The 26,567-nt window shown below is 39.7% G+C and carries 23 protein-coding genes, 2 pseudogenes and 1 riboswitch; of the genes and pseudogenes, 21 read left to right on the top strand and 4 right to left on the bottom strand.

Translation table 11 applies throughout. The features are described 5' to 3' along the window. Positions 1-113 precede the first annotated feature (113 nt). Both mnmE and HMPREF9425_RS04770 read right to left on the bottom strand, forming a co-directional pair. A complete protein-coding gene (gene mnmE / locus HMPREF9425_RS04775; protein ID WP_003097188.1) occupies positions 114-1,484 on the bottom strand; it encodes a tRNA uridine-5-carboxymethylaminomethyl(34) synthesis GTPase MnmE in 1,371 nt (456 codons plus the stop codon). 127 nt (positions 1,485-1,611) lie between these two features. Then, entirely contained in the window at positions 1,612-2,955 is a 1,344-nt protein-coding gene (locus tag HMPREF9425_RS04770; RefSeq protein ID WP_003097187.1) for an alanine/glycine:cation symporter family protein, read from the bottom strand. A gap of 96 nt (positions 2,956-3,051) precedes the next feature. Continuing rightward, a riboswitch (glycine riboswitch) is annotated at positions 3,052-3,158 on the bottom strand. Between the two features lie 303 nt (positions 3,159-3,461). Here HMPREF9425_RS04770 and pcrA point away from each other — a divergent pair. From pcrA to HMPREF9425_RS04670, 20 genes are all read left to right on the top strand, one after another. After that, positions 3,462-5,771, top strand: a complete 2,310-nt coding sequence (gene pcrA, locus HMPREF9425_RS04765) for a DNA helicase PcrA (RefSeq protein ID WP_037621469.1) — start codon at positions 3,462-3,464, stop codon at positions 5,769-5,771. A 120-nt stretch (positions 5,772-5,891) separates the two neighbouring features. Continuing rightward, positions 5,892-7,172, top strand: a complete 1,281-nt coding sequence (locus tag HMPREF9425_RS04760; protein ID WP_211205175.1) for an O-acetylhomoserine aminocarboxypropyltransferase/cysteine synthase family protein — start codon at positions 5,892-5,894, stop codon at positions 7,170-7,172. Positions 7,173-7,233: 61 nt separating this feature from the next. Next, positions 7,234-7,989, top strand: a complete 756-nt coding sequence (locus tag HMPREF9425_RS04755; protein ID WP_003097184.1) for an HAD-IIB family hydrolase — start codon at positions 7,234-7,236, stop codon at positions 7,987-7,989. Between the two features lie 64 nt (positions 7,990-8,053). Beyond that, entirely contained in the window at positions 8,054-8,548 is a 495-nt protein-coding gene (gene tpx, locus HMPREF9425_RS04750; RefSeq protein WP_003097183.1) for a thiol peroxidase, read from the top strand. 126 nt (positions 8,549-8,674) lie between these two features. After that, complete coding sequence (locus tag HMPREF9425_RS04745) at positions 8,675-9,295, top strand: restriction endonuclease subunit S (RefSeq protein WP_003092666.1); 621 nt, start codon at positions 8,675-8,677, stop codon at positions 9,293-9,295. Between the two features lie 88 nt (positions 9,296-9,383). Next, positions 9,384-9,617, top strand: a complete 234-nt coding sequence (locus tag HMPREF9425_RS04740) for a DUF1858 domain-containing protein (RefSeq protein ID WP_003097182.1) — start codon at positions 9,384-9,386, stop codon at positions 9,615-9,617. 1 nt (position 9,618) lies between these two features. Next, on the top strand, positions 9,619-10,965 hold the full coding sequence (locus tag HMPREF9425_RS04735) for a DUF438 domain-containing protein (RefSeq protein ID WP_003097181.1): 1,347 nt from the start codon (positions 9,619-9,621) through the stop codon (positions 10,963-10,965). A 121-nt stretch (positions 10,966-11,086) separates the two neighbouring features. Beyond that, positions 11,087-11,968 (top strand): tRNA pseudouridine(55) synthase TruB, encoded by an 882-nt coding sequence (gene truB, locus HMPREF9425_RS04730; RefSeq protein ID WP_003097180.1) that lies wholly within the window; start codon positions 11,087-11,089, stop codon positions 11,966-11,968. Continuing rightward, positions 11,965-12,876 (top strand): bifunctional riboflavin kinase/FAD synthetase, encoded by a 912-nt coding sequence (locus tag HMPREF9425_RS04725; protein ID WP_003097179.1) that lies wholly within the window; start codon positions 11,965-11,967, stop codon positions 12,874-12,876. The genes truB and HMPREF9425_RS04725 overlap by 4 nt, the downstream gene beginning before the upstream one ends. 70 nt (positions 12,877-12,946) lie before the next feature. Beyond that, the gene (locus HMPREF9425_RS04720; RefSeq protein ID WP_003097178.1) at positions 12,947-13,360 is read left to right on the top strand and encodes a Spx/MgsR family RNA polymerase-binding regulatory protein; all 414 of its coding nucleotides are present in this window, start codon (positions 12,947-12,949) and stop codon (positions 13,358-13,360) included. Next, entirely contained in the window at positions 13,353-13,634 is a 282-nt protein-coding gene (locus HMPREF9425_RS04715; protein WP_003097177.1) for a UPF0223 family protein, read from the top strand. Before HMPREF9425_RS04720 ends, HMPREF9425_RS04715 begins: the two co-directional genes overlap by 8 nt. After that, on the top strand, positions 13,624-14,391 hold the full coding sequence (locus tag HMPREF9425_RS04710) for an inositol monophosphatase family protein (protein WP_037621466.1): 768 nt from the start codon (positions 13,624-13,626) through the stop codon (positions 14,389-14,391). Before HMPREF9425_RS04715 ends, HMPREF9425_RS04710 begins: the two co-directional genes overlap by 11 nt. Positions 14,392-14,471: 80 nt before the next feature. Beyond that, complete coding sequence (locus tag HMPREF9425_RS04705; protein ID WP_003097175.1) at positions 14,472-15,782, top strand: RsmF rRNA methyltransferase first C-terminal domain-containing protein; 1,311 nt, start codon at positions 14,472-14,474, stop codon at positions 15,780-15,782. Positions 15,783-15,907: 125 nt separating this feature from the next. After that, entirely contained in the window at positions 15,908-16,783 is an 876-nt protein-coding gene (locus HMPREF9425_RS04700; protein WP_003097174.1) for a phosphate ABC transporter substrate-binding protein PstS family protein, read from the top strand. Positions 16,784-16,785: 2 nt separating this feature from the next. Next, positions 16,786-17,700: a phosphate ABC transporter permease subunit PstC gene (pstC, locus tag HMPREF9425_RS04695; RefSeq protein ID WP_002890959.1), complete on the top strand. Its 915-nt coding sequence runs from the start codon at positions 16,786-16,788 to the stop codon at positions 17,698-17,700. After that, on the top strand, positions 17,690-18,574 hold the full coding sequence (gene pstA, locus HMPREF9425_RS04690) for a phosphate ABC transporter permease PstA (protein WP_003092751.1): 885 nt from the start codon (positions 17,690-17,692) through the stop codon (positions 18,572-18,574). Before pstC ends, pstA begins: the two co-directional genes overlap by 11 nt. A 10-nt stretch (positions 18,575-18,584) precedes the next feature. Then, positions 18,585-19,388, top strand: a complete 804-nt coding sequence (pstB, locus tag HMPREF9425_RS04685; protein ID WP_003092580.1) for a phosphate ABC transporter ATP-binding protein PstB — start codon at positions 18,585-18,587, stop codon at positions 19,386-19,388. A gap of 12 nt (positions 19,389-19,400) precedes the next feature. Continuing rightward, positions 19,401-20,159, top strand: a complete 759-nt coding sequence (pstB, locus tag HMPREF9425_RS04680) for a phosphate ABC transporter ATP-binding protein PstB (protein ID WP_003097173.1) — start codon at positions 19,401-19,403, stop codon at positions 20,157-20,159. 28 nt (positions 20,160-20,187) lie between these two features. Next, positions 20,188-20,841, top strand: a complete 654-nt coding sequence (phoU, locus tag HMPREF9425_RS04675) for a phosphate signaling complex protein PhoU (protein ID WP_037621464.1) — start codon at positions 20,188-20,190, stop codon at positions 20,839-20,841. A 133-nt stretch (positions 20,842-20,974) separates the two neighbouring features. Then, positions 20,975-23,515: a M1 family metallopeptidase gene (locus HMPREF9425_RS04670; RefSeq protein WP_003097171.1), complete on the top strand. Its 2,541-nt coding sequence runs from the start codon at positions 20,975-20,977 to the stop codon at positions 23,513-23,515. Between the two features lie 161 nt (positions 23,516-23,676). Here HMPREF9425_RS04670 and xerS read toward each other — a convergent pair. Together xerS and lplA are read right to left on the bottom strand one after the other, a co-directional pair. Continuing rightward, positions 23,677-24,746: pseudogene (xerS, locus tag HMPREF9425_RS04665) on the bottom strand (tyrosine recombinase XerS). A 288-nt stretch (positions 24,747-25,034) separates the two neighbouring features. Beyond that, positions 25,035-26,024: a lipoate--protein ligase gene (gene lplA / locus HMPREF9425_RS04660; protein WP_003097167.1), complete on the bottom strand. Its 990-nt coding sequence runs from the start codon at positions 26,022-26,024 to the stop codon at positions 25,035-25,037. A gap of 374 nt (positions 26,025-26,398) precedes the next feature. Between lplA and HMPREF9425_RS10280 the strand changes: the two are divergent. Then, a pseudogene (locus HMPREF9425_RS10280) lies at positions 26,399-26,500 on the top strand (IS30 family transposase); the annotation flags it as partial. Between the last annotated feature and the right edge of the window lie 67 nt (positions 26,501-26,567).

The raw sequence follows: 26,567 nt of genomic DNA, 5'->3' as shown, positions 1-26,567 counted from the left end.
TGAGTTAATCGTCTTATGATATAGATAGATTTTTTACATAATTTTATTTCTGTATTTAAGGTATGGAAAGTAAAAAGATGATGCAACATCTTTTTACATAAATTTAGTTATGTTTATTTCCCTAGGCAGAACTGACTAAAGAGTTGCGTAATGAGTTCATCCGGTGCGGCGTCACCGGTAATTTCGCCAAGAATTTCCCATGTGCGAGTTATATCAACTTGTAATAGGTCAACAGGCATACCTAATTCAAGTCCTTGATTGACGGCTTCAAGACTTTCAAGCGCGCTTTCAATGAGTGAAATATGTCGTGCATTTGAGAGATAAGTAGCATCTTTTTCCACTAAGCCAGCATTATCAAAGAAGAGTTGGTTGATGCGATCTTCGATTTTGTCAATGTTTTCATTCTTGAGGACTGAAATCGGAATGACATCTTCAGGAAGCTCTTCCATTTGGATTGCTTGTGGAAGGTCAGTTTTATTTAGGAGAATGATACGATTGCTATTTTTGCTAATTTCGAGTAATGTACGGTCTTGCTCAGTTAGCGGTTCGGAGCTATTAAGGACAAGAAGAACCAGGTCAGCCTCTTCAAGAGCTTTCTTAGAACGCTCAACACCAATTTTTTCGACCACATCATCTGTGTCACGAATACCAGCGGTATCAATTAACTTAAGAGGAACACCCTTAATATTAACGTATTCTTCAATAACATCACGGGTAGTCCCTTCAATATCAGTAACGATAGCTTTCTCTTCACGTAGGAGATTGTTGAGAAGACTAGATTTTCCGACATTAGGACGGCCTATGATTGCTGTCGAAAGACCTTCTCGTAGGATTTTCCCTCGTTTGGCAGTAGCAAGAAGATTTTCTAGAAGTGCTTGAAAATCTTGAGTCTTTTCACGTACAAGAGCTGTAGTAACTTCTTCAACATCATCATACTCTGGGTAATCAATATTCACCTCGACTTGAGCCAAAGTGTTAAGGATTTCTTGGCGAGTGTTGTTAATGAGATCCTTGAGCGAACCATCAAGTTGGGAAACGGCAACGGCCATAGCCTTATCAGTTTTAGCACGAATCAAATCCATGACAGCTTCGGCCTGGGTCAAGTCCACACGACCATTCAAGAAGGCACGTTTGGTAAATTCCCCTGGTTCAGCCATACGAGCTCCAGAACGAATTAGGAGTTGAAGGATTTCATTAGTAACAGCGACACCACCATGTGTGTTGATTTCCACGACATCCTCGCGTGTAAAGGTCTTTGGTGCACGCATCACACTGACCATGACTTCATCAATGGTTTCATCATTTTCCACGATATGACCGTAATTGATAGTATGTGAAGCGACCGTTTCTAAATTTTTTCCTTTGAAAACCTTATTAGCAATAGCAACAGCATCGGTTCCAGATAAGCGAACAATACCAATAGCACCTTCACCTAAAGGCGTTGAAATTGCAGTAATCGTATCAAATTCTTTAGTAATTGACATAATTATTCCTTTGGATTTTTTCTGTATCAGTTTTAAAATGATTTAATTTCATTGTAACGCAAAAGACCAGTGGGAGCAAGGATTGGTGCCGATAAAGTCAAGAAAAAAGAGCCCAGGCTCTTTTTGTTTATTTGTGGCGTTCAAAGTATGATTTGGTTTCTTTAAAGATGATTGGTGAAAGGACTAGGAGGGCAATCAAGTTAGGCAATGCCATCAAGCCATTTACGATATCTGCAATTTTCCAAACAACATCAAGTGTGAGGTAACCACCAAGAGCAACCATAACCACAAAAATGAGGCGGTAGAGTGGAAGGAATTTAGTTGATTTGAAAATGAATTCGAAACAACGTTCACCGTAGTAAGACCAACCCAAGATTGTTGTAAAGGCAAAGAGAACCAAAGAAAGTGTTAAGGCAATTTCACCAAATGTACCAAAAACAGAAGAGAAGGCTGCTTGTGTTATTGGGGCACCTTCTAGGCTACCTGACCATTGACCAGTTACAAGGATAGCAAGACCAGTAAGTGTACAGATGATAATCGTATCAATGAAAGTACCTGTCATTGAAATCAAACCTTGTTCAACAGGTTCTTTGGTCTTAGCAGCAGCTGCAGCGATAGGAGCTGATCCAAGACCTGACTCATTTGAGAAGACACCACGCGCAATACCAAGACGCATTGCAACCATGACTGTTGCACCAGCAAAACCACCTACGGCTGCTTTACCAGTAAAGGCAGATTGGAAGACTGTTTCAAGGACTGGAAGAAGTTGATTAAAGTTAGTAAAGATAACCACAAGAGCTGCTAGGATATAAAGTCCAGCCATAAATGGTACGACCTTTTCAGAAACTTTAGAGATAGATTGGATACCACCAAAAATGATGGCAGCAGTGATAAGAGCGAGTATGATACTTACGATTTTAGGTGACCAGTCAAAGCTATTTTGAAGTGAAGCGGTGATTGAGTTAACTTGAGAGAAAGTACCAATCCCCAACCATGCAACTAGGACACCTGCAAAGGCAAAGAAGTAGGCCAAAGGTTTAGCAATTGTTTGCCATTTCCCAGAAAAACCGTGTGTGATGTAATACATTGGACCACCAGAAACATTACCTTGGTCATCAAGTGTACGGAATTTAATAGCCAAAAGACCTTCGGAATATTTGGTTGCCATACCAAAGAAAGCGGCAATCCACATCCAGAAAAGGGCACCAGGTCCACCAGTTTTGATGGCAGTAGCTACACCGACAATGTTACCTGTACCAACAGTTGCAGCAAGAGCCGTTGCGAGGGCTGCAAAACTAGAAATATCACCTTCCCCTTTATCTTCAGCAAAGATAAGTTTAAAGGCTTTAGGCAGACGAATGATTTGCAAAAGTCCAAGACGAAGCGTAAGGTAAATCCCAGTTCCTACAAGAAGGACCAAAAGGGGTGGTCCCCAGACAAAATCATCAATGGTAGTAAAAAAGTCTAACATAAATGTAACAATCTCCTTTAACCGAGACGTCAAAAAGAGGTTTGGCTTAACCAGACCTCTGAGAATACAAAGCTATTACTACAAGTTAAAAAACTTGCGATGCTTTCTGTCCTTTTACCTGAGAGTTTCGGTTGTTACCCCTTGCCCCTTCGGTGTCTTGTATACAGCTAAGGCTGCTTCAAGATCTCTCCAGAAGTCCGTCAATCACCAGTCTTCCTGATGACATCACTCGGTTCTTATTTTATTGTGGTTCTATCTTATCGAAAAAACCGAACAGTGTCAACACTAATTTTCATCAAAACTATAAAAATCCGAATATTATTCTTTAGGATATCTTCCTCCAAAGATAGTAAAAGTTAGGAATATCAGTAATCTTAAGCAAAGTACTTACAAATAAAAACAAACGATTATTTGCTAAAGTTATTTCACACTCATTATGTAGACTCTGCATTTTCATTCAAAAAATGATAAAATAGTAGAGCTTATTTTTGAGAATGGAGAATATGATGAACCCATTATTAACTGGTATGAATGACAAACAGGCCGAAGCAGTCCAAACGACTGAAGGCCCTCTTTTGATTATGGCTGGTGCAGGATCAGGTAAGACACGTGTGCTTACCCACCGCATTGCCTACCTTATCGACGAAAAAATGATCAATCCCTGGAATATCCTAGCCATCACCTTTACCAATAAGGCTGCCCGTGAGATGCGTGAGCGTGCTATGGCTTTAAATCCAGCAACTTCAGAAACCTTGATTGCGACCTTCCATAGCATGTGTGTGCGAATCCTTCGTCGTGAAGCGGACCATATTGGATACAACCGAAACTTTACTATCGTGGATCCTGGTGAACAACGTACTTTGATGAAACGTATTCTCAAGAATCTTAACCTAGATCCTAAGAAGTGGAATGAACGTGCCATCTTAGGGACGATTTCCAACGCCAAAAATGATTTATTGGATGAAGTGGCCTATGAGCACCAGGCTGGTGACATGTATACTCAAATCGTTGCTAAATGTTACAAAGCCTATCAGGAAGAGCTCCGTCGTAGTGAAGCCATGGATTTCGACGATTTGATTATGATGACTTTACGTCTCTTTGACAAAAATCCTGATGTTCTCGCCTATTATCAGCAGCGTTATCAGTACATTCACGTGGATGAGTACCAAGATACCAACCATGCTCAGTATCAGTTGGTAAAACTCTTAGCATCTCGCTTCAAGAATATCTGTGTCGTAGGTGATGCGGACCAATCAATCTACGGTTGGCGTGGGGCTGATATGCAGAACATCCTTGATTTTGAGAAGGACTATCCTGAAGCCAAGGTAGTTCTCTTGGAGGAAAACTACCGTTCAACCAAGAAGATTCTCCAGGCGGCCAACGAAGTCATCAAGAACAACCGCAACCGCCGTCCTAAGAAACTTTGGACTCAAAATGATGACGGTGAACAGATTGTTTATTATCGTGCTAACGACGAGCGTGATGAAGCTATATTCGTAGCTTCAACAATCGACAATATCGTCCGTGAAGAAGGCAAGAATTTCAAAGACTTCGCTGTTCTTTACCGTACCAATGCTCAGTCTCGTACTATTGAGGAAGCCTTGCTCAAGTCTAATATTCCTTATACAATGGTTGGTGGGACAAAATTCTACAGCCGTAAAGAGATTCGTGATGTTATTTCTTATTTGAACTTGATTGCCAACCCTTCAGATAACATCAGTTTTGAACGTGTCGTCAATGAACCTAAACGCGGAGTTGGGCCTGGTACGCTTGAAAAGATTCGTACCTTTGCCTATGAGCAAAACATGAGTCTCCTAGATGCTTCAGCGAATATTATGTTGTCTCCTATTAAGGGAAAAGCAGCTCAAGGCGTTTACGATTTCGCTAACACGATTCTGAACCTACGTGAACAGTTGGATGGGCTAAGCATTACCGAGACTGTAGAAGCTATTTTAGACAAGTCTGGTTATCTGGATGCTCTGTCCATGCAACAAACGCTTGAAAGCCAAGCACGCATTGAAAATATCGAAGAGTTCATGTCTGTAACCAAGAATTTTGACGAAACTAATACAGATGTTACTGAAGACGAGACAGGCATTGACCGTTTAGGCCGTTTTTTGAACGATTTGGCTTTGATTGCTGATACGGACGATGGTGATATGGAAGCAGCAGAAGTAACCTTGATGACTCTTCATGCTGCTAAAGGACTTGAATTCCCAGTCGTCTTTCTTATTGGTATGGAAGAGGGAGTCTTCCCTTTGTCTCGTGCTTCAGAGGATCCAGAAGAACTCGAAGAAGAGCGTCGCTTAGCTTACGTAGGTATTACCCGTGCTGAAGAGATTCTTTTCCTTACCAACGCTAATACACGTACGCTTTTTGGTAAGACTAGCTATAATCGCCCTAGCCGTTTCTTGCGTGAAATTTCAGATGATTTATTACAATATCAAGGTCTAGCACGTCCAGCCAATTCATCATTTGGTGTTCGTTTTACAAAGGAAGAGCCAACACAATTTGGTCAAGGCATGAGTTTACAACAAGCGCTTCAGACCAGAAAAGCAAATGCACAACCTCAAAGGCATACTGGCGCTCAGCCATTTTCAAAAGCTACTGGCGGACTACCTTTTGGTAAGGCTTCAGACTCTGGAAATTCAGCTACTGATTGGGAAATCGGAGATATTGCTCACCACAAGAAGTGGGGAGATGGTACCGTTCTAGAAGTAACTGGAAGTGGCAAGACACAGGAACTTAAGATAAAATTCCCAGAAGTTGGACTTAAAAAAGTCTTGTCAAGCGTAGCACCTATTGTGAAGAAATAGAAAGGGACCGAAAGGTCCTTTTTATAAGCCCTCCCTATCACATTGATAAAACATTTCTATTAGACAGCTAGCTTTTCTGGGTGTAGAATGAAGGCAACTTTTGTTTTGGAGGACACCCATATGTCACGAGAATTTTCATTTGAAACCTTACAATTACACGCTGGACAAACACCTGACAAGGAAACAAAATCACGTGCTGTTCCAATTTACCAAACGACTTCATATGTTTTTGACGATGCTCAAGAAGGTGAAGATCTTTTTGCCCTTAGAAAACCGGGTAATATTTACACACGTATTACCAATCCAACAGTAGCAGTACTTGAAGAACGTATTGCAGCCCTCGAAGGTGGTGTTGGTGCCTTGGCTACGGCTTCAGGTATGGCTGCAATCACCTATGCAATCCTTGGCTTGGCACATGCTGGTGATCATGTTGTTGCTGCGACAACCCTCTATGGTGGGACATTCAATCTCTTAAAAGAAACTCTTCCACGCTATGGTGTCACAACAACTTTTGTAGATGTTGACAATCCTGAAGAAATTGAAGCTGCTATCAAAGATAATACCAAACTTGTCTTGATTGAGTCTTTGGGTAATCCGCTTATCAACATTCCTGATTTTGAAAAGATTGCTGAGATTGCTCACAGTCATAATATTCCATTGGTTGCTGACAATACTTTTGGTACTCCATATCTCATCAATGTTATCACCCATGGTGTAGATATCGTGGTTCATTCTGCGACGAAGTTTATCGGTGGACATGGAACAACTATAGGAGGCCTTATCGTCGATTCTGGTAAATTCGACTGGGAAGCTTCAGGAAAATTCCCACAGTTGGTTGAAGAAGACCCATCTTACCACAATATCAGCTATACACGTGATGTTGGTCCAGCAGCATTTATCACTGCCCTTCGTACCCAACTTTTGCGTGACACAGGAGCTGCCTTAGCACCTTTCAATGCTTTCTTACTTTTACAAGGACTTGAAACACTTTCACTTCGTGTCGAACGCCACGTCGAAAATGCTAAAAAGATCGTAGACTTTTTGGAAAATCATCCAAAAGTTGAAAAGGTGAACTATCCTGGATTACCATCAAGTCCTTACTATGATTTAGCACAAAAATACTTCCCTAAAGGACCAGGTTCTATTTTCACTTTCCATGTTAAAGGTGGACAAGACGAAGCACGTACCGTTATTGATAATCTTGAAATCTTCTCAGATTTAGCTAACGTTGCTGATGCAAAATCTTTGGTGGTGCACCCTGCAACAACAACTCACCAACAATTGGCAGAAGCAGATTTGCTAGCTTGTGGTGTCACTCCAAATCAAATTCGTATCTCAGTTGGTTTGGAAAACGCAGATGATTTGATTGAAGATTTAAAACTAGCCCTTGATAAAATCTAAGTATTTAGATACTAAATATTCAAACCAGCTCTTTAGCTGGTTTTTTTGTTATACTATCCCTATGAAATTTGTTTTTGATTTGGATGGAACCCTATGTTTTGATGATATGACCATGTCAAAAGAACTACAAGATGTTCTTTTGACAGCACCAAAATACGGTCATGACATTATTTTTGCAACAGCACGCTCTTACAGAGACTGTCTTAGTATTTTAGAAGGAGGATTGAGAAATCTGACAGTAGTTGGCTTAAACGGTGGTGAAGTCTTTCAAGATGAATGTTTAGTATCACAATACACAATACCTTCTTCTGCTCTAAGAACGATTGTTAGCTACTGTGATACTTATAATCTCCCTTATTTTATTGATGATACCTTTAATTATGCTATTCAAAATCCTGAGCAAATCCCTTTTCTTTCAAATGTTGATCCATTAAACAAAGCAAGAATTTTGCCTGTTCATGAACTTAATGAGCCTATCAAAGTTGTTATTCCACTTGTAGAGCATGAAGATATACGTGAAGACCTTATCTTTAATCTAAACAAACTGGAATGTTTAGACCTTACTTACCATGATATCGAAAGGTGTCTTTACATTAATCCTAAAGGTGTGAGCAAGGCTAGTACTGTTTTAAACCACTTTGGTAAAGACTTTGTAGCTTTTGGAAATGATCAAAATGATATTTCTCTTTTCAAAAATGCTATATATGGAGTGCAAATTGGTGATTATCCCTACCTAAAAAACTTTGCGGATGAGGTTATTCCTGCAATTAATGCAGTTATTGCTGAAAAAATTAGACTACTGTTTGAAAAGTTCTAAACAAATGCTTAGGCTTATTGCTACATTTACAGTACAATAGTAAAAAAAGTATTGGAGGACTAACATGCCAACATTTATTGGAAAACCAGTTACAGTAGCAGAAGACAAACAACTTCAAGTTGGAGATACCTTGCGTGACTTTAACTTGACCACAACAGATTTGACGAAAAAATCACTTTCAGAATTCGATGGAAAGAAAAAAGTTATCTCTATTGTTCCATCAATCGATACTGGTATTTGTTCAACTCAAACACGTACCTTTAACAAGGAATTGTCAGAACTAGATGATACTGTAGTTATCACTATTTCAGCGGACCTACCATTTGCACAAGCTCGTTGGTGTGGTGCTGAAGGTCTTGAAAATGCCATTATGCTTTCTGACTACTATGATAATAGTTTCGGTAAAGATTATGGTGTTCTTATTGAAGAATGGCACTTGTTAGCGCGTGCCGTTTTAGTGGCAGATGCTGACAACAAGATTACTTATGTCGAATATTTGGACAATATCAATACTGATCCAAACTATGAAGCGGCAGTAGCAGCAGTTAAGAGCTTATAAAAAAGAGGTACAGGTCTCTTTTTTATTTTGCCTTTCTTACAGTTTTTACTTGCAAAAGTATTAGCTTCTTGCTATTATTGTATAGCAATACTCAATACGGATAGTAAAATATAAAAAGGAGATTCAATGTCTGAAAAAGAAAGACCTCAACTGATTATCGATTACGAAGCTAATACAGACAAACTTGTTCGTTTAGGCGATGTTGTTGATCAATTTAAAGGAAAAGCTGTCCCAGCTAAGGCAGAACCTGGTGAATTTGCTGTCATTAATCTATCGGATATGACACCTAACGGTATTGCCTACGATGACCTTAAAACATTTTCTGAGGAACGCCGCAAACTTTTACGATTTCTCTTAGAAGATGGAGATGTTCTTATTGCATCTAAGGGAACTGTACAAAAAGTTGCTGTTTTCGAAGATCAGGGCAAGCGAGAAGTTGTCGCCTCATCAAATATCACAGTATTAAGACCTAAGGAAAAACTCCGTGGTTTCTACATCAAGTTTTTCCTTGAGACAGAGATTGGTCGTGCCTATTTAGACTATGCTGATAAGGGAAAGGCTGTCCTAAATTTATCGACGGCTGACCTCTTAGACATCAAAATTCCTGAGATACCAATTGTGAAGCAAGATTACCAAATTGCTGCCTACCTACGTGGGCGTGCTGATTACCACCGTAAGATGATTCGTGCAGAGCAAGAGTGGGAAAACATCCAGCATAATGTCACAGAAGCTCTATTTGGAAATTAATCAAAAGCCATCAAACTAGGATTTGTTGGTCTTTTTTTATTATTCTCGTGTATAATGGTAGTAGTAAATATGTTATTAGGAGGTCATTATGACTACCAACACTATAGATTTATCACAACCCGTCGCAACCATCATTAAAGAGCATCCAGAGGTTAAGGAGTTACTGATTGATCTTGGTTTTAAGCCCTTGTCCAACCCTGCTATGCTAAATACCGTTGGTAAGGTAACCAGTATAAAAGCTGGCTCTAAGTTAGCTAACATTCCCTTGGACAAAATCAAGCAAACCTTACTGTTCAATGGTTATGATGTCATCGGAGACTAACATGGAAAATAATCGTATTCAAATACTCAAAAAAATACTCCTAGATTTACACCACGGAGCCAGTCCTGAAAGTGTTCAAGAACGCTTCAATCAACACTTCAAGGGAGTATCTGCCCTTGAAATCTCTATGATGGAGCATGAATTGATGTCATCTGAAGATGGGGTTACCTTTGAAGATGTTATGAGCCTCTGTAATGTCCACGCTAACCTCTTTAAAGGAGCAATTGCAGATGTGGAAGTGGCGGATGCTGATCAAGAGGGCCACCCTGTCTATGTTTTCAAGCAAGAAAATCTAGCACTTCGTTCAGCCATACTCCGTATCCGACGTATCATTGAAAACATTAGTAAGCCTGAAAATGAAGATTTCAAATCTGACCTACTCAATGGGCTTAGACATCAGATGTCTTTATTGGGACAATTCCATAACCATTACACACGTAAAGAAAAGCTCTTCTTTCCAATTATGGAACGTTATGGCCATGACTCCCCTCCAAAAGTGATGTGGGGAGTAGATGATGATATCCGAAAACTTTTTAGAGCAGCAGAAGCTAAACTAAAAGAACTTCCAGATGCTGATTTAGAAGAATTTTCAAAGTCCTTTGAAGCTTTCTCAGAAGAATTTGAAGCCATGATTTTCAAAGAAGAGGCTATCTTACTTATGATTCTGCTTGAAACCTTCACACAGGATGATTGGCTTTCGATTGCCGAAGAAAGTGATGCCTACGGCTATGCAATTATAAAGCCCTCAGCTGTCTGGAAACCTAAGCGTGAGCGTTTTGAAGAGGAGAATACGGAGACTTCTCAAGAACCGTCTAGGACAAGGACTGACGAGAATACAGGAAAAACTCAAATCATCGACACTCCCGAAGGGCAATTTACCATCAGCTTCACCCCAAAACCAAAAACTGAAACTGTCGTAGATAGAGAAACAACGCAACCTTTTGGCAATGGTTATCTTTCTGTGGAGCAGGCCAATCTCATTCTTAACCATCTTCCTTTGGAAATCACTTTCGTCAATAAAGACGATATTTTCCAGTACTATAATGATAATGTTCCAGCCAATGAGATGGTCTTTAAACGAACACCTAGCCAAATTGGACGAAACGTTGAACTCTGTCATCCGCCAAAAGTGCTTGAAAAGGTCAAGAAAATCTTTGAATTACTAAGAAGTGGAGAGCGTGACCAAGTTTCAATGTGGTTCAAATCTGAACGTTTAGGAAAATTCGTTTATGTTACCTATGCAGCTGTTAGGGATGACAAGGGAGATTTTCAGGGTGTCCTAGAATATGTGCAGGATATTCAGCCTTTCTTTGAACTGGAAAGCGACCTTAATAGAGATATCGATTAAAAAAAGCTAGCAGACCTGCGATTGCTTATGACTATTATACTTAAGAGGTTAGAGACTTTGCTCTCTGCCTCTTTATGTTTCTACCTAGCTCTTTAGGATTGCTTTTGATATAATTAAAAGTATGATTTCAGGAATTATTAATCTAAAAAAAGAGGCTGGAATGACCAGTCATGATGCTGTTTTTAAACTACGCAAAATATTACATGAGAAAAAAATTGGGCACGGAGGAACTCTTGATCCAGATGTTACTGGTGTTCTACCTATAGCGGTTGGAAAAGCTACTCGTGTTATTGAATACATGACTGAAGCAGGTAAAGTCTATGAGGGCGAAATCACCATTGGATTTTCAACAACTACCGAGGATGCTAGTGGAGATGTCGTTCAAACAACTCCAATAACAGAGCTAGATGAAGTAACTGTCGATCAGGCAATGGCTAGTTTTGAGAGAGAAATCACACAAATTCCTCCTATGTACTCAGCGGTTAAGGTCAACGGAAAGAAACTTTATGAGTACGCACGCGCTGGTGAAGAAGTAGAGCGTCCACAACGTCAAGTGACAATTACCGAGTTTGTCCGTACCTCTCCTATTGAATTGGAAAACAACACCGCAAAATTCACCTTCCGTGTTGCTTGTAGTAAGGGTACTTATGTCCGTACCTTATCTGTCGATTTGGGTGCTAAGCTCGGCTACGCAAGTCATATGTCTGCTCTTCGTCGAACAGCTTCAGCTGGTCTAACCTTAGATAAGGCATTAACTCTCTCACAAATCTCAGAAATGGTAGAAGCAGGGGATACGTCCTTTCTCCTTCCCATTGAATTCGGTGTTCAGGATTTGCCGGCAGTACAAGTCAATGAAGATGATGCCAAAGAAATCTCATTTGGTCGCTTTATTTCAATTGATAGCCAAGAGCCTTTGGTTGCGGCCTTTTTAGGAGACAAAGTACTAGCCATCATGGAAAAGCGAAATCAAGTTTATAAACCTAGAAAAGTATTAAGTCAATGAAAATAACTTCTATTAACGATTATAAAGATATCCATCAGGATAAGGAAACTGTCCTGGTCTTAGGCTATTTCGATGCGCTTCATCGTGGTCATAAGGTCCTTTTTGATAAGGCACGCCAGATTGCTGACGACAAACAGCTTGAAGTAGCTGTCCTTACCTTTAATGAAAGTCCTCAACTGACTTTTCAACGGTATACGGATGATCTCCTTCTGCACATTACAGCACCTCAAAGACGTTGTGATCTTTTTGAAGCCTATGGAACAGATCAGCTTTATTTAACAGATTTTAATAGTGATTTTGCTCGAACAAGTTCTGACGACTTCATTGCTCGTTATATTAAGCGTTTGAAAGCTCAAGAGGTTGTAGTGGGCTTTGATTACAAGTTTGGACACCATCGAACAGATGCGGACTATTTAGCTCGAAATTTTTCTGGAAGGGTACATGTCATTGAAGAACAACAAAGTGATGGTGAAAAGATTTCATCAACCCGTGTTCGCCAGTTGATTAGAGAAGGTAAGGTTAAAGAGGCAAATTACCTCTTGGGTCATGAATTCTCTACACGGGGTATTGTGGTCCACGGAGATGCTCGTGGACGCACTATTGGTTTTCCAACGGCAAATCTGGCACCAATTGATAGAACCTATCTCCCAGCTTATGGGGTTTACGTTGCTGATGTCGTCATTGATGGAAAACGCTATCGTTCTATGACTAGTCTAGGAAAAAATGTCACCTTTGGTGGTACGGAGTTACGTCTTGAAGCCAATATCTTTGATTTTGAAGGTGATATTTATGGAAAAACAATCGAAGTTTTCTGGTTAGATTATATCCGTGATATGATCAAGTTCAATAATATAGACGATCTATGCAACCAACTGGAAGCGGATAAAAAAATCGCGGAAAAATTTTAAGAAAGCGTAGCCAAAACTAATCAAATAATGTATAATGTTTTAGGAATGTTAAAGTGAAAGGGGTGTTTGCATGGTAACTTTATTTTTATCACCTAGCTGCACCAGCTGTAGAAAGGCACGAGCCTGGTTGACCAATCATGAAGTTGCTTTTGACGAACACAATATCATCACGAGCCCATTAACTCACGATGAGTTGATGAAGATTTTGTCTTACACGGAAAATGGTACTGAAGATATCATTTCAACTCGTTCCAAAGTCTTTCAGAAGTTGAATATTGATGTGGATAATTTGACAATTAAGGAACTCATTCAATTGATTTCTGAATATCCCAATCTTCTTCGTCGACCTATCATTATGGATAACAAACGTATGCAAATCGGTTTTAACGAAGATGAAATTCGTGCCTTTTTGCCTCGTGATTATAGAAAGCAAGAACTGCGTCAAGCGACCATTCGTGCTGAAATTAAGGGTAACAATGACTAAAGGAAATTATTACTACCCACTCGATCCATCATGGAGCACTGAGGAAATCACCACAGTGCTTCATTTTTTGAGTCAGGTAGAAAAAGCATATGAGAGTAAGGTTGACCGTGATCAGCTCTTGCAGGCCTATAAGGCGTTTAAAACAGTTGTTCCAGGAAAGGCACCTGAAAAGCAACTAGACAAGGCCTTTGAAGAAGCTAGCGGTTTTTCAACCTATCAAGCTGTCAAAGCTGCTAAAGCAAAAGATAAAGGATTTGTATCACTTGGAAAATAAACTGATTTTCGCCAAAGAAATCATCAAAGAAGCTGGTGCTTTTATTAAAGAAAGTTTAAGCAAAACAATCACAGTCGAAGAAAAGACGGCTTTTGATGATTTAGTTACTAATATTGACAAACAAACACAAGATTTACTCGTGGCACGTATTAAATCTTCCTTTCCTTCAGACAATATTTTTGCTGAAGAAAATGGCTTGGTGCATAATATCAAAGATGGGAACGTCTGGGTCTTGGATCCTATTGATGGAACGGTCAATTTTATTGTCCAACAAGATAATTTTTGTGTGATGATTGCCTACTATGAAGAGGGGCAAGGGAAATTTGGTCTCATTTATAACGTCATGGCTGATCAACTTTTCTATGGTGGTGGCCAGTTTGATGTGTATTGTAATGACAAATTGCTTCCAGCCTATAAAAGTCGACCTTTAGACCGGTGCCTAGTCGCTAGCAATGGAGCGATGTATGCTAAAAATTTTCACGGTTTAAAAGACCTTATTGATAAGACCTTGGGTGTTCGTGTCTACGGTGGTGCTGGTTTAAGCATGTCAAAAGTCCTATCTGGTCAAATTTTAGCTTACTTTTCAGTTATTTACCCTTGGGACTATGCTGCAGCAAGTATTATGGGAGAAAAATTGGGTTATCATCTTGAGACCATTACCGGAGAACCACTGGATTATTCTAGTCGTCAAGCTGTAATGCTTGTGCCTAAAGACAGACTTGAAGAAATCAAGGATATTATGGGCTCAGAAAATTAATTTAAAACAAAAAAACATACTGGACAAATCAGAACAGCAAGTTCTCTTGGTTAGTCCAGTTTTTTGATAGAAAGGAAACTATGCAATTTCCATCAGACTTTATAGAAAAATATAATAACCTCCTTGGAGATGAAGCGAAGGACTTCTTTGCATCTTTTGACCAAGAAGCCGTGTCCGCCTACCGTACTAACCCTCTGAAAAAGCAACAGAAGGACTTTTCTGATGCTATTCCTGAAACACCTTGGGGCCATTACGGTAAAATTTCTGGAAAATCTGCCGATCATGCAACTGGTTTGGTTTATTCTCAGGAACCGGCTGCTCAAATGGTTGCTCAAGTGGCAGCTCCGGCCAAGGGAAGTCGTGTCTTAGACTTGGCAGCTGCTCCAGGCGGAAAGTCTACTCATCTTCTAAGCTACTTAGATAATACTGGACTGCTCGTCAGCAATGAAATCAATCCAAAGCGTAGTAAAATTCTGGTTGAAAACATAGAACGTTTTGGGGCGAGAAATGTTGTTGTGACTAACACGTCAGCTGATAAGCTAGCCAAAGTTTTCAAAAATTACTTTGATACGATTGTCTTTGATGGACCCTGTTCTGGTGAAGGAATGTTCCGCAAGGATCCTGAAGCAATCCAATATTGGCACAAGGATTATCCTAGTGAACTGGCACAATTGCAGAAGGATATTCTGTCAGACGGATTGAAGATGCTCGCTCCTGGTGGTCAATTGATCTACTCAACCTGTACCTGGTCTCCTGAGGAAAACGAAGGGGTTGTCGCTTGGATTTTAGAAAATTACCCTGATCTTAAATTAGTGCAAATCCCTAAATGGAACGGCATGAGAGGTGGGATTGATTTTCCAGAAACAGCTCGAATGTATCCACACCATTTCAAAGGTGAAGGCCAGTTTGTAGCAAAATTCCAGGATAAACGCGTCCCTGAGCAGACACGTATCAAAGAAGGAAAATCTAACCTAAATAAGGAGCAGAAGCAACATTGGGAAGATTTTGCAAAAAAACACCTTAAGACTAGTCTAAATGGTTTACTCCAAGTTTTTGGGGACAATCTCTATCTGCTTCCTAAGGGACTTCCAGATCTTTCTAAAGTAAAAATCGCTCGTAACGGTCTGCATCTTGGTATCTTCAAGAAAAAACGTTTCGAACCAAGTTTTGCTCTTGGAATTGCGTTAACCTCTGATGAAGTTGTTTCAAGTATAGAGCTAACTCAAGACCAGTTTGCCCAATACGTTTCTGGTAATGTGGTTACTCTAGATCAAACACATCCTAACGGTTGGTATCAGCTTTTAGTGGACGGCAATGGTTTTGGATTTGCCAAAATCGTTGGAAACACGGTTAAAAACTACTATCCTAAAGGATTAAGATTTCACATTTAAGAACCTGTAACCAAACTTTAATATGACTTAATTATCCTATACTTGTTATAATTATATAGGTGTCTTTTAACAGCATATCTATGAGACACTTTCTTACTTATGTTACAAAATGTCGGAGGACAAAAATGAAAAAAACAAAAGTCCTTGCAGTGATTCTGTCACTGGCAATGGCCATGCTAGTCTTAACTGGCTGTGCCTCTTGGATTGACCGTGGCCAGTCCATTACAGCAGTTGGTTCTACGGCCCTTCAACCCTTAGTGGAGGCGGCAGCAGATGGGTTCGCTGAAAAGAACCCTGAGAATATCGTTAACGTCCAAGGTGGTGGTTCTGGTACTGGACTTTCTCAGGTACAATCCGGTGCCGTTCAAATCGGAAACAGTGACCTTTTTGCCGAGGAAAAATCTGGAATAGATGCCAGTAAGCTTGTTGACTATCAAGTTGCCGTTGCAGGGATTGCAGTCATTACAAACAAAGAAGTCTCTGTAGATAACTTGACAACAGAACAACTGCGTAAGATTTTCACTGGTGAAATCACAAACTGGAAACAGCTTGGTGGTAAAGACCTAGAGATTACTATTATTAACCGTGCAGCTAGCTCAGGATCGCGCGCAACTTTCGATGCAGTGATTATGGATGGTAAATCACCAATCCGTACCCAAGAGCAAGATTCTAACGGTATGGTTAAGTCAATCGTTGCTCAGACACCAGGTGCTATTTCATACCTATCATTTGCTTACCTTGATGATTCTGTTAAAACATTGAAGTTAAATGGATTTGAACCCAAAGCTGAAAATGTTGCAACTAACGATTGGCCGATTTGGTCCTACGAACATATGTATACCAAGGGGAAACCGGATAGCTATACCAAACAATTCTTAGATTACATGATGAGTGACGAAGTCCAAGAAAACGTCGTCGCAAAAATGGGTTACATTTCCATTCATAGCATGAAAGTTACCAAGGATGCTGATGGTAACGTCTCAAAAAAGAGTGAGGAGTAAGCATGAAAAATGAAGAATTGGTGAAACAATTAACATCACCCTCTAAAAATTCACGCCTCGAGAAGTTTGGTAAAACAATCACTTTCCTTTGCCTGGCCTTGATTGTTTTCATCGTGGCGATGATTTTACTTTTCGTTGCTCAAAAAGGGCTGGCGACTTTCTTTGTCAATAAAGTTAGCTTGGTCGAGTTTCTCTTTAGTGGTGATTGGTCACCATCTGAAGGCAAATTCGGGGCACTACCAATGATTTTGGGATCATTCGTAGTGACTTTACTTTCAGCCTTGGTTGCAACCCCATTTGCCATTGGAGCAGCCATCTTTATGACTGAGATTTCTCCTAAAGGGGCTAAATTCCTACAACCCGCCATCGAACTTTTGGTCGGGATTCCATCCGTTGTTTATGGATTTATTGGTCTCCAAGTCGTGGTTCCATTTGTTCGCTTAATTTTTGGTGGAACAGGTTTTGGTATTCTTTCAGGTACCTTTGTCTTGTTCGTCATGATTCTACCAACCGTAACCTTTATGACAACAGATACGCTTCGTGCAGTGCCTCGTCACTATCGTGAAGCTAGTCTAGCAATGGGAGCTACACGTTGGCAAACGATTTGGCGTGTGACACTTAATGCGGCTAAACCAGGTATTTTCACGGCCGTTATCTTTGGTATGGCCCGTGCCTTTGGTGAGGCTCTAGCCATCCAAATGGTTGTCGGAAATTCCGCAGTGATTCCAACTTCTTTAACGACACCAGCAGCAACATTGACATCTGTCTTGACTATGGGAATCGGGAATACAGTCATGGGTACTGTTTCAAACAATGTCCTTTGGTCTCTCGCCTTGGTGCTCTTATTGATGAGTCTTGGTTTTAATATGTTGGTAAAATTCATTACCCGTGAGAGAAAGAGAAATTATGAACGCTAAAAAAATTGATAAAATTGCCATCAGCACGCTTTATGTGATTGCTGGCATTATTGTAACAATCCTGGCAGCCTTGATTCTCTATATCTTGGTTCGCGGGATACCACACATCAGCTGGTCATTCCTGACTAGTCGATCATCTTCCTACAAAGCTGGTGGAGGAATTGGGGTTCAACTCTACAATTCATTCTTCCTTTTGGTTATTACCTTGATTATTTCTGTGCCTCTTTCAATGGGAGCTGGCATCTTCTTATCAGAATATGCTAAAAAAGGACGACTTACCAACTTTGTCCGTACCTGTATTGAAATCCTATCTTCACTACCTTCAGTGGTGGTCGGACTCTTTGGTTATTTGATTTTCGTTGTCCAATTTCAGTATGGATTTTCAATCCTATCAGGTGCCTTGGCCTTAACTGTCTTTAACTTGCCACAAATGACTCGTACTGTTGAAGATAGCTTAAGAACCGTTCACCATACCCAACGTGAAGCTGGCCTAGCTCTAGGCTTGTCTCGATGGGAAACTGTCTGTCACGTTGTTGTTCCAGAAGCCTTACCTGGTATTGTTACTGGTATCGTTCTTGCTTCTGGTCGTATTTTCGGGGAAGCAGCAGCACTTATCTACACAGCAGGTCAATCGGCACCAGCACTTAACTGGAGCGACTGGAATCCGCTTAGCATCTCTAGTCCAATTTCGATTTTCCGTCAAGCAGAGACACTTGCTGTTCACATCTGGAAGGTCAACTCAGAAGGTACGACACCTGACGCCACTGCAGTATCTGCTGGTTCAGCAGCAGTGCTCTTGATTTTCATTCTGATTTTCAACTTTGGTGCACGTCGTTTGGGAGCTTACCTCCATAAGAAATTAACATCCGCTTAAAGGAGTTATCATGACAAAATATAATTGGGACGAGCGTCATATTATTACCTTCCCAGAGAAGGAGCTCGCTCTTGAAACAAAGGACTTGCATGTCTACTATGGTCAAAAAGAAGCCATCAAAGGCATTGACATGCAATTCGAGAAAAATAAAATCACAGCTCTTATTGGCCCTTCAGGATGCGGGAAATCAACCTTTCTTCGTAGCCTAAACCGTATGAATGATACGATTGATATTGCTAAGGTTACTGGACAAATCCTTTATCAAGGCGTCGATGTCAATGCAAGTAATATCAATGTTTATGAAATGCGTAAACATATTGGAATGGTTTTCCAACGTCCAAATCCATTCGCCAAGTCTATTTACAGAAATATCACCTTTGCTCACGAACGTAAAGGTGTAAGAGATAAGCAAACCTTGGACGAGATTGTTGAAACATCACTTAAGCAAGCTGGACTTTGGGATCAAGTTAAAGATGACCTTCATAAATCTGCCTTTACCCTTTCAGGTGGTCAGCAACAACGTCTTTGTATTGCAAGAGCTATTGCCGTGAAACCGCAGATTCTCCTCATGGACGAACCTGCAGCTTCATTGGACCCTGTAGCTACTATGCAGCTCGAAGAGACCATGTTTGAACTTAAGGAAGATTACTCTATTATCATCGTGACGCACAATATGCAACAAGCAGCGCGTGCTAGTGATTATACAGCATTCTTCTACCTTGGTGATCTTATCGAATATGATGAAACCAAGAAAATCTTCCAAGACGCTGCCCTACAGTCGACCAATGACTATGTATCAGGACGTTTTGGATAGAAAGGAGCACTCATGACTGAACCTATCATTTCAATTAATGATTTATCGGTGTATTTCAATAAGAAAAAAGCCCTCAATAATGTGACAATGGATTTCTATCCAAATGAAATCACGGCCCTTATCGGTCCTTCAGGATCCGGGAAATCAACCCTGCTCCGCTCTATCAACCGAATGGGAGATTTAAACCCCGAGTGGACACTTACTGGTGCTGTTTCCTACAATGGTCACAATGTCTACAGTCCTCGAACAGATACCGTTGAACTCCGTAAAGAAATCGGAATGGTCTTCCAACAACCCAATCCTTTTCCAATGTCTATCTATGAAAACGTGGTTTATGGCCTTCGTATCAATGGAATCAAAGATAAGACTGTCCTTGACAAAGCAGTAGAAGAGTCACTAAAAGGTGCTTCAATCTGGGAAGAGGTCAAAGACCGTCTCCATGACTCAGCGCTTGGACTTTCAGGAGGACAACAGCAACGTGTCTGTATTGCACGGGTTCTTGCTACATCTCCAAAGGTTATCCTTCTTGATGAACCAACCTCAGCCCTCGACCCTATCTCCGCTGGTAAAATTGAGGAGACCCTATATAACCTTAAAGACCAATACACCTTGCTATTAGTCACACGTTCTATGCAACAGGCAAGCCGCATCTCACAACGAACCACCTTTTTCCTCGATGGAGAACTCATTGAGTATTCATCAACAAAAGACATGTTCCTAAATCCACAACATAAAGAAACAGAAGATTATATTACCGGTAAATTCGGTTAAGAAAGGACAGATTACTAAAATAATTATGATGTTACGAACACCCTTCGAAGAAGAATTAGAAAAACTCCACAACCAATTTTACGCTATGGGTACAGAGGTTGCAGCTCAGCTTAAGAAAGCTGTACGTGCCTTTATCAGCCATGATCGTGATTTGGCTAAGGAAGTTATTGAAAATGACGAAATCATCAATAACTACGAAACCAAACTTGAGAAAAAATCACTTGAAATTATTGCTCTACAGCAACCTGTATCAAGTGATTTGCGTACAGTTATCACCGCACTTAAAGCATCTAGCGACGTTGAGCGTATGGGTGACCATGCCGTTGCTGTCGCTAAAGCAACCATCCGCATTAAAGGTGAAGAACGGATAACTGAAATTGAAGCTGAAATCAAGAAAATGGGGAAAGCAGTTCGCCACATGGTCGAGGATGCTCTAGATGTTTACTTGAACAGTGACGAACAACGCGCTTATGAAATCGCAGCTTCAGATGAAATCATTGATAACTATTTCCGTGATATTCAGGCCATGACAGTAGAAGGTGTTCGTAAGAATCCTGATGCTGCCTTCGCTGCCAAAGAATATTTCCAAGTACTTATGTATTTGGAACGTATCGGCGACTATGCCCGCAATCTCTGCGAGTGGGTTGTCTACCTCAAATCTGGTAAAATCATTGAACTGTAGGCAAAGCTTCCAATCTATGTTATAATGGGTCTGTATTAAATAATTCAGACCCTTTTCTTTTGTAAAAGAGTCTAATATCGAAACATTTGTCAGTCTGTTTCGATACGAAAAGTTAGATTAGGAGTATATACGTATGACAGCATCTGTTGCTCGTTTTATCGAAAGTTTCATCCCTGAAAATTACAATCTTTTCTTGGACATTAATCGTTCTGAAAAGACCTTTACAGGGAATGTTGCCATTACAGGTGAAGCCTTTGATAATCACATCTCCCTTCACCAAAAAGACCTTACCATTAATTCAGTTCTCTTGGATAATGAATCCTTGAACTTCCAAATGGATGATGCCAATGAGGCTTTCCATATTGAACTCCCAGAAACTGGGGTTCTAACAATGTTCATCGAATTTTCTGGCCGCATCACAGATAATATGACTGGTATTTATCCATCATATTACACTTACAATGGTGAAAAGAAGGAAATTATTTCAACACAGTTTGAATCTCATTTCGCCCGTGAAGCTTTTCCTTCTGTTGATGAACCAGAAGCAAAAGCGACTTTTGATCTCTCATTGAAATTTGACGCTGAAGAAGGCGATACTGCCTTGTCAAACATGCCAGAAATCAATAGCCATTTGCGTGAGGAAACTGGAGTTTGGACATTTGAGACAACACCTCGCATGTCAACATACCTTCTCGCCTTTGGTTTCGGTGCTCTCCAGGGTAAAACAGCCAAAACACAAAATGGCACTGAAGTTGGTGTCTTCGCTACAGTTGCACAAGCAGAAAATAGCGTCGACTTCGCTCTTGATATTGCCGTTCGTGTCATCGACTTCTATGAAGACTACTTCCAAGTCAAGTATCCTATCCCATTATCATACCACCTTGCTCTTCCTGACTTCTCAGCGGGTGCCATGGAAAACTGGGGTCTCGTTACCTATCGTGAAGTTTACCTCCTTGTAGATGAAAATAGCTCAGCTGAAAGCCGCCAACAAGTTGCCCTTGTTGTTGCCCACGAATTGGCTCACCAATGGTTCGGTAACCTTGTTACCATGAAATGGTGGGATGATTTATGGCTTAACGAAAGTTTTGCCAACATGATGGAGTATGTTTCAGTGGATGCTATTGAACCAAGCTGGAACATCTTTGAAGATTTCCAAACAACTGGTGTGCCTCATGCTCTTCAACGTGACGCAACAGACGGAGTACAGTCCGTCCACATGGAAGTTAATCATCCAGACGAGATTAATACCCTCTTTGATAGTGCTATTGTTTATGCCAAAGGTAGCCGTCTTATGCATATGCTCCGCCGTTGGTTGGGCGATGAAGCCTTTGCCAAAGGGCTTAAAGCTTACTTTGAAAAACACCAATATAACAATACTGTTGGACGTGACCTTTGGAATGCTCTTTCGGATGCTTCAGGTAAGGATGTTTCTAGCTTCATGGATACATGGTTAGAGCAACCAGGTTACCCTGTGGTTAGTGCAGAAGTTGTTGATGATACGCTTATCCTTAGTCAAAAACAATTCTTTATTGGTGAACATGAAGACAAAGGACGTCTTTGGGAGATTCCATTGAATACAAACTGGAATAGGCTTCCAGATACACTTTCAGAAGAGCGTATTGAGATTCCAAATTATAGCCAGCTTGCTACCGAAAATAGTGGAACTCTCCGTCTTAATACAGCTAATACAGCACATTACATCACAGACTATCAAGGACAACTCTTGGACAATATCTTAGAAGATTTTGCAAACCTTGATACTGTAAGTAAACTTCAAATTTTACAAGAACGTCGTCTTCTAGCGGAAAGTGGACGTATCTCGTATGCAAGCCTAGTTGCTCTTCTTGATCTTGTCGAAAAGGAAGAAAGCTTCTTGATTGCTCAAGCTAAATCTCAAATCCTTGCTGGTTTGAAACGCTTTATCGATGAAGATACAGAAACAGAAGTGCATTATAAAGCCTTAGTATGTCGTCAATTCCAAAATGACTTTGAACGCCTTGGTTTCGATGCCAAAGAAGGAGAGTCTGATGAAGATGAAATGGTCCGTCAAACAGCTCTTAGCTACTTGATTCAAGCAGACTATCAACCAACAGTCCTTGCAGCCGCAAGTGTTTTCCAAGCCCATAAAGAAAACATCGAAAGTATTCCAGCAAGTGTCCGTGGCCTTGTCCTCATCAACCAAATGAAACAAGAAAACAGTCTTTCTCTTGTTGAAGAGTATGTTAATGCATACGTAGCAACAAACGACAGTAACTTCCGTCGTCAATTGACTCAAGCACTTTCATACCTTAAAAATCAAGAAGGTCTTGACTACGTACTAGGTAAACTTAAAGATAAAAACGTTGTTAAACCGCAAGATTTGTATCTATGGTATATGAACTTCCTCAGCAAATCTTTTGCTCAAGAAACCGTTTGGAATTGGGCTAAAGAAAACTGGGAGTGGATTAAAGCAGCCCTTGGTGGTGATATGAGCTTTGATAGCTTTGTTAATATCCCAGCAGGAATCTTTAAAACACAAGAACGTCTTGACCAATATATTGCATTCTTCGAGCCACAAACAAGTGACAAAGCCTTGGAACGCAATATCTTGATGGGAATTAAAACAATTGCTGCACGCGTAGACTTGATTGAAAAAGAAAAAGCTGCGGTTGAATCAGCTCTTAAAGATTATTAATATAAAAAACAAGCTTTCCATGAAGGAGAGTTTGTTTTTGTTCACAATCATTTACATAATTTTAGTTTTGTTAACAATCGTGAATAAAATTAGTTTGATATAATTAAATTTATGTAAAATAAAAATAATCAAGCCAAATAGGAATGGTTATGATGGGTTAATTATAAATTATCTAGAGCATTTTTTTGCTCATCATTTACAATATGGGTGTAAAGATCAGTGACCTGAGTGGAAGCATGACCAAGTTGATGACTAACTAAAACTTGAGACTTAGTAGCATCATAAAGACGTGTTGCCAGAGTATGGCGTAGTTTGTGGGGAGTAACACGAATCTTGAAATCCTGAGAATACTTAGCAACCATTTTTTCGATACTTGAAGCATCGATACGGTTTGGAACCCCTCGATATTCTGTTAAAAATAGGGCAACGTCTTGCTTTTCAGCCTTATAGCGTTTATCACGTATGCTAAGATAATTTTCAAGATAGGGTCTTGCAAAACTCGCCACATTAACGGAGTCCCGTTTGCCACCTTTTCGAGTGACGTCAATGACCATCATTTTTAAATTTATATCTTTAAGGTCTAGATTAACAGCCTCAGATAGTCGAACGCCTGAAGCCAGCAGCAATGCAATGATAGCTAAATCACGCTCCTTATTCTTATAAAACGAAGATTTAGCACGATTTGAGAGCTTGACTTCATATTCATTTTCTACATAATCAAGGAATTCCATGGTTTCATCGCCTAGAAAAAGTTTTTGTTTGATATTCTCAGCACGTGCAGCCAAGGTTTCTTTCTTTTTCTTAGTCGAAATTTTTTCATGACGTTACGATAGAAATAAGGCTCACCGTCAGGACCCTCGACCTCTTCGGTTAAATACTTATAGAGACTAGATAGAGCTGAAATCGTACGATTAATGGTTGTTTGAGAGACACCCTGTTTCTTTGAATAGGTATTTAAAGATGGACGTTCACGTAGATAGAGGACAAACGATTCCATATCTTTTTTAGTTAGATTTTCCAAGGTTTTGATATCAATTGAGGCAATATCATCAGTATCCGAAATATCTGAATCAATCAACCAGTCAAAAAAGCGTTTATATTCCTTGAGATATTCATATAAGGTCGTGAAAGAATACGGTACCGATAGTTTAGATTGATAATACTCCAAAACAAACCAAGGCATAAGAGATTTGTATTCTTCAATTTTTTCTAGTAAGAGTTCACGTTTCATTAATTTTATTCTCCATAATTACTTAATAGAAGTATATCACACCCTCATATTTCTTTCAAGAAAATTACAGTTTTTCGGAAAGATGTTGTGGGGTATTTTTCTCTTATATGGGCTTTTTAGGTTCGTTGGCCTATTTTATAAAATGACTAACTTAGTCAATCATAAAGGAACTTTCCGAGTATCATATGAATTTGATTCTGGAAATTATTTAAAGTTTACTTTAGACAATATAAAAACTCACCAAAGAAAAAACAACCTGGAGTTATATCCAGATTGTTCAAATAATGATTAAGCTACGATAGCTTTTGCAACCTCCTCGGTTGTCATACGTGAGAAATAATGTGTTGTGTCAATGGTTTTGAGTTTGGCCAAGACATCTTCGTACTCGTAAGGTACACCGACCAGCAGCTCTTCAATATCAGATACATCTCCAATACCAAAGAAATCTCCGTAGATCTTAACAGATTTGATAATTGAATTCTCAACATTTGCATAGGTAGAAATCTTACCTGCTGGGTAACGAACGTTACGCTCTACTGTGTATTCTGGCGACTGTCCGTAAGTCCAATCCCAGGTATTGAATTGTTTCTCATAAGAATCTTGAATCTTAGTCAATTCGTATTCAGAAAGGACATATTCAGTCATTTCTGGGTAGAATTCTTTCATTTTTTCCAAGATTTTATCTGAGAATTCATTTACAGTGATTTTTTCTGGCAATTCGTCTACAATATTTGTCACACGAGCTCGTACAGATTTAACACCTTTTGATTCAATTTTGTCTTTGCTGACTTTAAGGGCTTGGCCAAGAACCGACATATCAACGTCAAAAAGCAAGCAACCATGGTGCATCATACGACCTTTATAGTAAGCTTGAGCATTTCCACAGAACTTTTTACCATCGATTTCAAGGTCATTTCGACCGGTAAATTCAGCTTTAACTCCCAAATCAGCAAGTGTTGCGATTACCGGTTGAGAGAAAGTCTTAAAGTCAAATGCTCCTTCATCTGCCTTGTTAGAGATGATAGTATAGTTGAGGTTGTTCAAATCGTGATAAACAGCGCCACCACCAGATAAACGACGAACGACCTTGATACCATGAGTATCTGTATATTCTTTGTTAATCTCTTGAATGGTATTTTGGTGTTTACCAACAATGATAGCTGGACGGTTAATCCAAAGAATGAACAATTCATCTTCATTTACCAATTCACGAAAGGCATAGGCTTCCAAAGCAATATTATAGGCAGGATCATTTGATGTGTTTACGATATATTTCATGAGGTCTCCTCTTGTAATGTGATACTTATATTATAAAGGAAAACGGTGACAAAGTACACGAAGACGCCTTAGGTATAAGGATTTTCATGATATGAAAGTAGAAACTATATGGGGGGTATGTAATGAGACAAAATTATAGTAAATTAAGTCCCTTTTTCTCGAGACAAGCTAGCAAAATAAACAAAAAGTTCAAAATAGCATTAGCTCTCCTTTTTTTGTAGTTCAAGAAATCTTTCTCTACAGTGATTCCCAAAGACTTTATGAGTCTTTTATCTATGATAAAGAAACATATATTATATATTGAATTACCATCAAAAATAACAGAAATTTATTTATGTAAACACAGTTGATTATCCTATTAGCTGTGTTTTTATGATAAGGCTTTGAACAAAGCCCTATATGATATCAATCACCGACCACGAAAATATTTATCTTACAGAACTCCTTGTGAAGCTCTAATGGATGAGTTAGAGTAAATGTTGCGCTTATTCTTGCAATTTATAGTAAAAAAACAAGACCATTTCGGCTCTATAATTTCTGTAG

Origin of the sequence: Streptococcus vestibularis ATCC 49124 (genome assembly GCF_000188295.1) — a bacterium.
Classification (GTDB): Bacteria; Bacillota; Bacilli; order Lactobacillales; family Streptococcaceae; genus Streptococcus; species Streptococcus vestibularis.
Note: the sequence above shows the minus strand (reverse complement) of the source record. Positions and strands in the feature narration are given on the sequence as shown.